We start from the raw sequence: 11,928 nt of genomic DNA on the forward strand, positions 1-11,928 counted from the left end.
ATTTCTTTATTTAGACCTTTGGATAGACGGGATGTCCGATTTGTGTTAGGCTTTGTCCGAAACGTGGTCGCTTTAATTGGTAATGCTTGTTAGGTTTGTGTTATTATTTCGCTAACATAAAATTATAAAACAAGTATTATCATGCGTAAATGTATTCTAGGTTTATTTGCCTGTTTTTTCTTCTTGGCTGTTTTTGCACAAGCGGACAAAAATGTACCGACTATCTATGTGGATAAACAGGGGGTGATGCGCTGGTCGGATACGAAGCAGGAAGCATCTTTTTTTGGTGTAAATTACACAACGCCTTTTGCGCATGCTTACCGGGCTTTACAATATAAAGGTATAGACCACAAAGAAGCGATTGATCGCGACGTTTATCATCTTGTACGATTAGGTTTCAATGCTTATCGTATCCATATCTGGGATGTAGAAATTGCAGATGGAGAAGGAAACTTACTGGAAAACGAGCATCTGGAATTACTGGATTATCTCTTGTTCAGGTTACAGGAAAACGGTATCCGGATACTGATAACTGCCATGACGAACTTTGGAAACGGTTATCCTGAACGGAACGTGCAGACGGGCGGGTTTTCGTATTTATACGACAAGTGTCAGATACATGCGGACCCGCAGGCTATAGCTGCACAAAAGCGGTATATCACCGGACTCCTGCGCCATGTGAACCCACATACCGGTCTTGCCTATCAGGATGATCCCTATGTGGTGGGCTTTGAAATTAATAACGAACCTTGCCATACGGGAGAGGTAAGTACTACCGAACATTATATCCGTGAAATGCTGGCTGCGATGAAAAAAGCAGGAAACAAGAAGCCGGTTTTTTACAATGTAAGCCACAATATGGAGCATGTACCAGCCTACTTTAAATCGGATGTGCAGGGGACGACGTATCAATGGTATCCTATCGGATTGGTCGCAGGAAAGGAGCGAAAAGGTAATTTTCTGCCGTATGTAGATCGCTATGTTATCCCGTTTGCAGATGAAAAAGGCTTTGCCAATAAAGCCAAGGCAGTGTATGAGTATGATCCGGCGGATATCCTATATAGTTATATACATCCTGCCATGAGCCGGACGTTCCGCTCCAATGGTTTCCAGTGGATAACGCAATTTGCGTACGATCCGCTGGATATGGCAGCATACAATACCGAATACCAAACCCACTATCTGAACCTAGCCTATACGCCAGCGAAAGCGATCAGTATGATGATCGCGGCCGAAACAGCCTATAGAATCCCGCGAAACCAGTCTTTCCCGGCTTATCCGCAAGATACGCTGTATGGGGATTTTATGGTGAGCTATGAACAGGATCTCGCCGTAATGAATGTGGATACCGCTTTTTATTATACCAATAATACGGATGTGTACCCAAAAAGCGTGCAAGCATTACGAAAAATAGCCGGACACGGCAGCTCGCCGGTAGTAGACTACAGTGGCTCGGGCGCCTATTTTTTGGATAAATTGCAGGATGGAGTGTGGCGCTTGGAGGTTATGCCCGATGCAGAGACGGTGAACGATCCCTTTGCGAAGCCGTCTTTATCCCGGGAGGTGGTACAGATTCTTTGGTCGGAAAACAACATGGAAATTCGCTTGCCAGATCTAGGGGAGGATTTTTCCTGGAAGCAATTAGCACCCGAAACTTCGTCACGCGGACAGGCGGACGGGACAGCGATGATGGTTACACCAGGGGTCTATATACTCGGTCGGAAAGATCAGCCGGCGTGGGCAGAATGGAACAGCTCGACAGTATGGAACCGCTATTCATTAGGACATTTTGTGGCGCCGGCAGCGTCCGTACAACAGTCACCCACGGTCGTACATACACCTGCCGGTTATCACGAAAGTGGTAAGGATCTAGCTATTTCTCTCCATGTCGTATCGGCTGTGACGCCCGACTCGGTGATTGTTCAGACGGATGAAGTATCATTCTGGCGAGATGACAATACGTATATAAAGCTGGAAAATGAAGAAGGATATCGGTTTATCGGCCGTCTTCCGCAATCTATGCTTCGCGGGGATAGGGTTCGTTATACGGCGACTGTATTTGTGGATGGGAAAAAATATACGTTTCCGCAGGGAACATCGGGGGCGCCCTTGGATTGGGATACGACTATAGACAGGTATTGGATGACAGAAATTGTTGACCGCACGACGCCTATTGTGCTTGCAAAATCGTTGTCGGCGCAGCCGGCGTGGGAAACCTATGCTATTCCCGAAACAGCTTATAGCCAAGTGCGGAAAACACAAAAAGATCCGATGACGGTACCGATGTGGTCTTATACGTTTGCCAGACACGATAGCGAGACGAAATTCTTCTGGTTGAAAGACATCAAACAGGTGATCGGGGAACGGGAGTATAAGATTGATGAGGTGAAAAACTTGATGATAGCGGTGGGGAATCAGTCGTTTGACGGGAAGATACAAATAGGATTCGTGTCCAACATGGGCTATACGTATGCGGCAACGGTAGAGCTCGAGAAGGATGCGCAGCAGACGCTTCGTGTTCCTTTGGAGGAATTAACGCTGGTACCGACCGCCTTGCTACCAGCGCCCTACCCCACCTTCTTAGAACGTTATTTTGTGCCAGTGACACCGATATCATTCGCTATTCAAGATAGCGAGAAATTGATCATTTCGACGGATGGCGCCGTAGATAAAAACGCTGCCATCACCATCGGAGCGGTATGGATGGAATAGTAAAAATCTAATATATATTATAAACATATGAAACCTTTTATTATAAAAATTGGCGTGGCCTGCTTGTCGTTGGTTTGCGGTACGGGAAGCATAATGCTTTTCGGGTCGGTATATGCTGGCACGCAGGAGCAGACGGTATCCCGGTTCCAGCAGCTTGTTCAGGGCGTGGTCCGGAATCAGGACGGGATACCCTTGCAGGGAGTCTCGGTGCGGGTGGTTGGTACAAATGTGGGCACATTGACCGCAGAAGATGGGACGTACAGCATATCGCTGCCTGCGGGATCCAAACAACTTTCGTTTACTTTCCTTGGACATGAGGAACAAACGTTGACAGCAACGGGGAACGTATTGGATGTTTTCCTGACAGAAGCGGGAAATGTACTCGAAGAACTCGTGGTGGTGGGATATGGTAGTATGACCAAGAAAGATTTGACGGGTTCGGTGAGTACCGTGAACAGCAAAGATTTTAATGCGGGACTGGTGGGTTCGCCCGAACAGCTGATCAACGGAAAATCGGCTGGCGTGCAGGTGATGTCGAACAGCGGTTCGCCGAGTGCCGGAAGTACGATCCGTATTCGTGGTGGGGCTTCTTTGAGTGCAAGTAATGATCCGCTTATCGTACTGGATGGTGTGCCCTTAGAGGCCGGAGGTATCAGTGGTAATAGTGGTAATTTTCTGAGCCTCATCAACCCTAATGATATCGAAAGTATGACGATTTTGAAAGATGCTTCTGCAACGGCTATCTATGGATCCCGGGCGTCCAACGGCGTGTTGTTGATTACGACAAAAAAAGGAAAAGGTGATCGGCTGCGCTTTTCGGTATCCTCCGTGTTGTCCGCTCAACAGCCTTGGGGAGTCGCGGATATGCTCGGTACAGACGAGTTTCGGTCATTGATTGATACGAAAGGTAACGATAAACAAAAAGCACTGGTCGGTGAAGCGGATACGGATTGGCTCCAGGAAGTCTTCCAGACGGCTTGGGGAACAGATGATAACCTGAGTGCCACGGGTAAGATTGCTGGGCGTGTGCCTTTTAGGGCATCGGCAGGTTACTACAATCAGCAGGGAACCTTGCTGACGGATAGAGCCGAACGGGTTACGGGATCGCTTGTATTAAACCCTTCGTTTTTGGAGGATCACCTCAAGGTAACGGCGAATCTGAAAGGATCCCGCAATAATAACCGATTTGCCAATACGGACGCAATCTGGACGGCAGTCGCTTTTAATCCTACACAGCCTATATATTCGGGCGACGAGGCGTATGGAGGTTATTATGAAAGTCTGGACAATGCAGGCCTTCCGGCGACGGGAGCAAATCTCAATCCGCTCGGCCTGTTGCATCAGGAGAAACACCGGAGCGACGTGAACCGTTTAATTGGTAACCTCGATATGGATTATAAGTTTCACTTTTTACCGGAATTGAAAGCGCACGTGACACTCGGCTATGATTATGCGAAAGGGGAAGGTTACAATCATATACCGGAAACCGCAGCGAATAATTTTTTAATTGGCGGAGCCTACGATACCTACGAAGAAACCTTAAAAAACCGGCTGTTTACCGGCTATCTAAACTACAATAAGGAGTTGCCGGATTTAAAAAGTAATCTGGAAGTAACGGTGGGGCATGACTACCAATATTGGAGCGCTACACGGCCGCCGATTACGTATTACAATGATCGGGAGGAGGTACGTTCAACGGCTATAGCGAGAGATCAACGGCATACGTTGATGTCGATTTATGGAAGGCTGAATTACGGTTATGATAGCCGTTATTTATTGACGGCGACGGTAAGACGTGATGGAACGTCTCGCTTCAGTCCTGAAAACCGCTGGGGAACATTTCCTTCGTTGGCGCTGGCTTGGCGACTTTCGGAAGAACAGTTCTTAAAGGAAGTGTCTTTTCTGGACGATCTAAAGCTGCGCGCGAGCTACGGGGTGACGGGCCAACAGGAAGGTATCGGGAATTATGGCTATCTGCCTATTTATAATCAAGGAACGCCGTATGCCCAATATCGTTTTGGAAACCAGTACCACTTGGTCTACCGGCCTTCGGTGTATGTAAGGGATTTACGCTGGGAAACGACGAAGGCGTTTAATTATGGTCTGGATTTCGCCCTGTTCCAAAATCGTATATCGGGGGCTGTGGATTACTATACACGCAAAACGCATGATTTATTGGCCAATGTGGCGGTGCCGGCTGGAACTAACTTCGATCAGATGGCGACAACCAATGTGGGTAATATTGAAAGTCGTGGGTTTGAATTTCAATTGAATACGGTGCCGATCGATCGGGAAGGTATGCGTTGGGAGGTAAACCTGAATGCCACCAGTCAACACATGAAGGTGACGAATATCACGATGGTGCCCGATGCTTCATCGGTAGGAACGTATGCCGGACCCGAAGTGAATGAGCGTGGTATACAAATCTTGACGCCCGGATATGAACCGTATATGTTCTATGTTTACAAGCAAATGTATGACGAGACGGGAAAACCGCTGGAGGGGGTATATGCAGATCTGAATGGAGACGGCGGCATCAACGAAAGTGATCTCTATCGCTATCAGTCGCCGGCAGCAAAGTGGATGTTTGGATTCAACACACAGGTGTCTTACAAAAAATGGTCGGCGTCCACGACATTAAGAGCGCATGTAGGCAATTATGTATACAACAATACCAAAATGAACCTGAGTGCATGGGAAACGCTACAGTATGTGGATCCGGCACTCAACAACTTACATCGGGATTATCTCCGTACTGGTTTTCAGGCCAGACAGTATTTTTCGGATTACTACGTAGAGAATGGTTCGTTTTTGCGTATGGAAAATATTTCGTTGGGTTATAATATGGGACGTATGGGACGTATTTCGAATCTACGACTCGGCGCGATCGTACAAAATGTGTTTGTCATCAGCAAATACACGGGAATAGATCCCGAAGTGCCCAACGGCTTTGATAGCTCTTTCTATCCGCGCTCCCGGACGTATTCTTTAAGTATAAACTTAGACTTTTAATGATGAAGACAAACTTAATATTATGGTTGGCCGGAATGATGTGTTTCATCGTTTTGCCAACATCCTGCACGAAAGATCTGGATCAGTTTCCATCCGTGGAGACAACGTCTGAACAGGTGTATACCTCGGTGGAAGGCTACCAATCGGTTTTGGCAAAGTTGTACGCTTCTTTTGCTGTGGCGGGAAACGGCCGTGGGGATGATGATCCGGATATGGCAGGTACAACGGCTTCTTGGGGTTATTTGCGGGTGTACTTCAACTTGCAGGAAATCCCGACGGATGAGGTGATGTATACGTGGGCTGGAGGAGATAACCTTGTGGAGATACAGTTTATGAACTGGGGGGCTTCGGATACGTGGGTGAATGCCATGTATTACCGTATTTACTATACCATTGCGATATGCAACGAGTTCTTGCGTAATGTGACAGACGAAAAGCTGGCTGCTTTTGCAGAGGCGGATCAAGTGGCTATTCGGGAGTTTGCTGCAGAGGCACGTTTTTTACGTGCGCTGGCTTATAGCCACGCGATGGATTTATATGGGAATGTGCCTTTTGTAACGGAGCAGGACGTGGTCGGCGCATTTTTTCCGCCACGTATAACACGTGCGGAATTATTTCGCTACCTCGAAGGTGAACTAAGCGAAATAGCGGAACTCTTGCCGGAAGGGCATCAGCACGCTTATGGACGCGTGAGCCGCGAGGCAGCTTGGGCATTACTCGCGAAGAACTATTTAAATGCGCAGGTATATACGGGTGAAGCACGTTATGGGGATTGCATCGATTATTGCCAAAAAATAATGGATGCTGGGTATGTGCTGCAGGACGATTATAAGAAGCTGTTCAATGCCGATAATGACCAGCGGACAGAGGAGATTATTTTTGCTATTCAGGCCGATGTTGCTCATACAAGTACTTGGGGAGCGACGACGTATTTGGTGAATGGCCCTATTGTGGGGAGCATGAAAGCGGAAGATTATGGTGTGCTGTCAGGGTGGAACAGCTTCCGGACATTGCGGGAGTTTGTCGGGATTTTTAATGCGGCAGATACGCGTGGCAACTTCTGGACGGACGGTCAAACCTTGAATATTGATGACCCTTCATCCTCTAGCCAAGGATACAGTATCGTGAAATTTACGAATCTGAAAGATGACGGGACGTTCGTAACAGATGAAGGAATGGTGAGTACGGATTTTCCGATGATCCGTTTGGCGGATGTGTATTTAATGTATGCCGAATCGGTTGTCCGCGGTGGTGGTGGAGATCTGCAGCAGGCATTGGATTTGGTGAATCAGATCCGACACCGGGCATTTGGTAGTGAGGAGGGTAAAATTTCTACGGCACAGTTGACCTTGGATTTTATTTTGGACGAAAGAGGACGGGAATTATTCTGGGAGGCAACCCGCCGAACAGACTTAATCCGCTTCGGACGGTTTACAGGGAGGAGTTACCTGTGGCAGTGGAAAGGTGGCGTAGTCGATGGCCGGGCAACGGATGCCAAGTTTAACTTGTATCCTATTCCGGTTACGGATATGGCCGCAAATCCAAATTTGATTCAAAATACGGGATATTAGCATAATGATCAATTAAAAAACCATGAAAAAATTATATGACTATGTGGTGGTTGGCTTCATACTGTTGTTGCTGGCCGCCTGTGAAAAAGAAGGAGGCACGCCGACTATAACGGGTGTGGAACCGGCGACATTGACAGCTTCCAAAACAGAAGTGCCTTTGGAGGCGACGACACCGAAAGCGGTGGCGTTACAACTGATGTGGAACATAAGCGAGCTGCAAAGCACTGAAACAATAGCATTATCGCAAATGAAGACAACGGTGCAATTTTCAACCAACGCATCGTTTGCATCTGTCGGCCGATCGGTTGATGTAGTAAGTGCTTCGCTGAGCTATACCCACCAGCAGCTTAATAGTATGGTACTGGCCTTGGGTTTTGTGCCGTTGGAGCAGCAGCCGATATATGCGCGTGTAGTCTGCCGGTTGGCACCAAATGTGGAACCGCTGTATAGCAATGTGCTGGAGTTGGCGGTGACTGCGTTTGAACCGGTGGAGGATGGCGACTATCTCTTTATGGCCAATGGTGATTTCTCTGCATTTCCGTGGAAACTTTGCGCGCGGTTGGAAGATGGCATATATGATGGTTTTGTGCAGGTAGACCAATGGTATAATTTTTACTTAGCGAACGAAGCAAGTGCAGATGCGAGTACGATTTACGGATCTTATCCGGTGGACGGGAATCAATATGTATTGTATGCTGGCGATGATCGTTGGAATTGTTGGACGAATAACGGCGGATATCTTTATCTCCGGGCGGATGTCAATGCGATGGCGTGGAGCGAGACGGTTGTTCGAAGCTTATCGGTTACGGGCGACTTCAACGGATGGAGTGCGTCTGCGAATCCCATGGTGTACGATCAGGAGCAACAAGTTTGGACCGCAACCATCACGACGGCTGCTCCAGAGCAATGGGGGATGAAAATACTGATTAACGAGAGTTGGAGTTGGTTTTTTGGAGGATCGGAAACAGAAGGGGTATGTAATCTCTATACGGCAGATGCAGATGGTTTTGCTTATGAAGAGGTGGGTACCTATCGGTTGATTCTCGATTTGCGGGATCCGAAGGCATTCCGTTATAGTGTTGAACCTTTATAATCTATATAAGATATGAAAGTATATATAAAGAAATTATCCTGGTTATGGATGTGTATAGGTATTTTTGGAATGGGGAGCTGCAAGGACGATAATGCGGCGCCGGCAATACCGGATCAAGATAGCTTTGCGAAAGGTGCTGACATCAGTTGGATAACCGAAATGGAGGCGGCCGGCGTGTCGTTCTATAACCAGGCCGGTATCGCAACAGATGGTCTAAAACTGCTGCGGTCGTTAGGTATGAACGCGGTGCGGCTGCGCGTATGGGTAGATCCGGCGAACGGGTGGTGCAACAAGGAGGATGTATTGGTAAAAGCATATCGGGCACATCATCTGGGCATGCGTATTATGATTGACTTCCATTATAGTGATCATTGGGCAGATCCCGGACAGCAAAATAAACCAGCTGCTTGGGGATCTTTATCGTTGGATGAGTTGAAGGCAGCCGTAGCGGAACATACGAAAGAAGTCTTGCAGTTGTTGAAGGATAACGGAATAACTGCAGAATGGGTGCAGGTTGGCAATGAAACCGGAAACGGCATGCTGTGGGAGGACGGAAAGGCATCGGAAAGTATGGCAAATTATGCGGCATTGAATAATGCGGGGTACGACGCGGTGAAGGCTGTTTTTCCAGCAGCGAAAGTCATTGTGCACGTGCATAATGGCTATGATAACAGCTTGTTCCGTTGGTTGTTCGATGGTTTGAAGTCCAACGGCGGTAAATGGGATGTGATCGGCATGTCGCTCTACCCAGATAAGGATAACTGGCAGGAGCGTACACAGCAGTGTGTGCAGAATATGCAGGATATGATTGCGCGCTATGATTCGGAGGTGATGATCTGTGAAGTGGGGATGAGCTGGGACGAAGAGGATGCTGCTAAGGCATTTCTGACGGAGTTGATCGATAGGAGCCGGCAATTTCCGGCTGGTCAGGTGTTAGGTGTTTTCTATTGGGAACCCTTGTCGTACAATGGTTGGAACGGCTATACGTTGGGCGCGATGGATGATAGTGGTCGGCCAACGAAAGCATGGGAGGCCTTTAAGTAAAAAGTAAGATTCTTTTTTTTTTGGATAGTTTTATGATGATACGTGTTTTTTTATATTTTTTACTCTTTTGCCCTTTCGTGCTTGCTGCGCAGGAGTTGCGGGAGACATTTTTGTTAGAAAAAGATTGGCGGTTTACCAAGGGAGATGTTAAACAAGCGGAGTTAACCGACTTTGATGATCATGGATGGGATAAGGTAACGGTGCCGCACGACTGGGCTATTTACGGTCCGTTTGACCGGGCACATGATTTGCAGGAGGTGGCCGTTACGCAGAATGGAGAAAAGGTGGCTACCGTAAAAACGGGACGCACGGGAGGATTGCCGTATGTCGGTGTGGGGTGGTATAGAAATACATTTGATGTGACATCTTTTGAGCGATCGAATAAACGTGTTGTATTAAAGTTTGACGGTGCGATGAGTGAAGCTCGGGTGTATGTCAACGGAAAGGAGGTGTGCTTTTGGCCGTATGGATATAATGCATTTCATTGTGATGTGACGGAATTCATAAATCCCTCCGGCAAGGATAATCTGGTGGCTGTGCGGTTGGAAAATAGACCGCAATCGTCTCGCTGGTACCCGGGAGCCGGCCTTTACCGGAATGTGCACGTTATTGTAACGGATCAGGTGCATGTGCCGGTGTGGGGAACGTACGTCACGACGCCTTTTGTTTCGGACACGTTGGCATCAGTACGGCTAGAGACTAATATAGAGAATGCAGATGGTAAGATGGTTCGCGTTACCACCGATATTATTGATGGACAGGGTAAGGTGGTGTCGTCTAAAGACAATGCACAAAAGATAAACTATGGGCAACCGTTTGTACAGCACTTGGAAGTGTTGGATCCTAGCCTGTGGAGCCCGGAGAGCCCGGCATTGTATAAGGCCGTATCGCGTATCTTTGTCGACGACAAACTGTTGGATAGCTACGAAACACGATTTGGTATTCGAGACATTAAATTTGTTGCCGAAAGAGGCTTTTTTCTGAATGGGAAGCACCGCAAGTTTCAGGGTGTGTGTAACCACCACGACCTAGGGCCATTGGGGGCGGCGATCAATGTTTCTGCGCTGCGGTACCAACTGGAGCTGCTACAGGAGATGGGCTGTGATGCGATCCGTACGGCACACAATATGCCGGCGCCGGAACTGGTGGAATTGTGTGATGAACTGGGCTTGATGATGATGATCGAACCTTTTGACGAATGGGATATTGCCAAATGCCTGAACGGCTACCACCGTTTCTTCGACGAATGGGCCGAACGGGATATGGTGAATATGATCCGTCATTTCCGTAATAATCCATCGGTGGTGATGTGGAGTATCGGCAACGAAGTGCCTACGCAGTGTAGTCCGGAGGGATATAAAGTAGCTCGTTTCTTGCAGGATATCTGCCATCGGGAAGATCCGACCCGTCCGGTAACATGCGGGATGGATCAGATAAGCTGTGTGCTGGAAAATGGTTTTGCGAGCATGCTCGATATTCCCGGATTTAACTACCGGGTGCACCGCTATCAGGAGGCTTATGCAAAACTACCCCAAAATCTGCTGTTGGGAGCGGAAACCACGTCGACAGTAAGCTCTCGCGGGGTTTATAAATTTCCGGTCGAGAAAAAAGCGGAGGCGGTGTATGCTGATCATCAGTCCTCCTCTTACGATCTGGAATACTGTTCTTGGTCAAATTTACCAGACGAAGACTTAGCTATGGCCGACGACCATGCTTGGTCACTGGGACAGTTTGTATGGACCGGTTTTGACTATCTTGGGGAGCCCTCTCCTTATGATACGGATGCTTGGCCGAACCATAGTTCGATGTTTGGTATTATCGATTTGGCGAGTATTCCCAAGGATCGCTATTATCTTTATAAGAGTGTGTGGAATAAACGGGAGAACACCTTACATGTACTGCCGCATTGGACGTGGCCGGAACGCATAGGACAGGTGACTCCGGTATTTGTTTATACGAACTATCCAAGTGCGGAGTTATTTATTAACGGTAAGAGCCAAGGTGTGCGCCGGAAAACGGAGGAGACGGTACAACATCGCTACCGCTTGATGTGGACGGATGTGGTATATGAACCTGGTGAACTGAAAGTGGTGGCCTATGATGACGAAGGAAAGCCAGCGGAGGAAAAGATCGTCCGGACAGCGGGTAAGGCCCATCAAATTGTGTTGGAGACCCCGCATAAGGTCATTGCGGCAGATGGAAAATCATTGGCCTATGTACGCGTAAAGGTGTTGGATAAGGAGGGTAACTTATGTCCGAACGAGGATGCGCTGGTACATTTCTCCGTAACCGGTGCAGGCCAATACCGGGCAGCTGCAAACGGTGATCCAACCTGTCTGGATCTATTCCATGAGCCAAAAATGCACCTTTTCAACGGGCAGCTGACGGCGATTGTGCAGGCTGGGGAACAATCGGGAGATATTCAGCTGGAAGCGAAAAGCCAGGGGTTGAAGAGTGGGAAGATACGTGTGAAGGTAGAATAGCAAGAACGCCGCC

Annotated in this window: 6 protein-coding genes; all 6 read left to right on the forward strand. The window is 48.0% G+C overall.

Going from position 1 to position 11,928, the window contains the following annotated elements; translation table 11 throughout:
* Positions 1 to 141 precede the first annotated feature (141 nt).
* The 6 genes from LKO28_RS12965 to LKO28_RS12990 are packed head-to-tail and all read left to right on the forward strand — an operon-like array spanning position 142 to position 11,915.
* The gene (locus tag LKO28_RS12965; RefSeq protein WP_227695357.1) at positions 142 to 2,712 is read left to right on the forward strand and encodes a hypothetical protein; all 2,571 of its coding nucleotides are present in this window, start codon (positions 142 to 144) and stop codon (positions 2,710 to 2,712) included.
* Positions 2,713 to 2,739: 27 nt separating this feature from the next.
* Entirely contained in the window at positions 2,740 to 5,724 is a 2,985-nt protein-coding gene (locus tag LKO28_RS12970) for a SusC/RagA family TonB-linked outer membrane protein (RefSeq protein ID WP_227695359.1), read from the forward strand.
* The gene (locus LKO28_RS12975) at positions 5,724 to 7,295 is read left to right on the forward strand and encodes a RagB/SusD family nutrient uptake outer membrane protein (RefSeq protein WP_227695360.1); all 1,572 of its coding nucleotides are present in this window, start codon (positions 5,724 to 5,726) and stop codon (positions 7,293 to 7,295) included. The genes LKO28_RS12970 and LKO28_RS12975 overlap by 1 nt, the downstream gene beginning before the upstream one ends.
* Before the next feature lie 22 nt (positions 7,296 to 7,317).
* Positions 7,318 to 8,388 (forward strand): DUF5111 domain-containing protein, encoded by a 1,071-nt coding sequence (locus LKO28_RS12980; protein WP_227695361.1) that lies wholly within the window; start codon positions 7,318 to 7,320, stop codon positions 8,386 to 8,388.
* A 12-nt stretch (positions 8,389 to 8,400) separates the two neighbouring features.
* On the forward strand, positions 8,401 to 9,432 hold the full coding sequence (locus LKO28_RS12985; protein ID WP_227695362.1) for an arabinogalactan endo-beta-1,4-galactanase: 1,032 nt from the start codon (positions 8,401 to 8,403) through the stop codon (positions 9,430 to 9,432).
* Between the two features lie 32 nt (positions 9,433 to 9,464).
* Entirely contained in the window at positions 9,465 to 11,915 is a 2,451-nt protein-coding gene (locus LKO28_RS12990) for a DUF4982 domain-containing protein (RefSeq protein WP_227695363.1), read from the forward strand.
* Positions 11,916 to 11,928: the final 13 nt, after the last annotated feature.

This window comes from Sphingobacterium sp. FBM7-1, from assembly GCF_020687765.1.
In the GTDB taxonomy this organism is placed as follows: Bacteria; Bacteroidota; Bacteroidia; order Sphingobacteriales; family Sphingobacteriaceae; genus Sphingobacterium.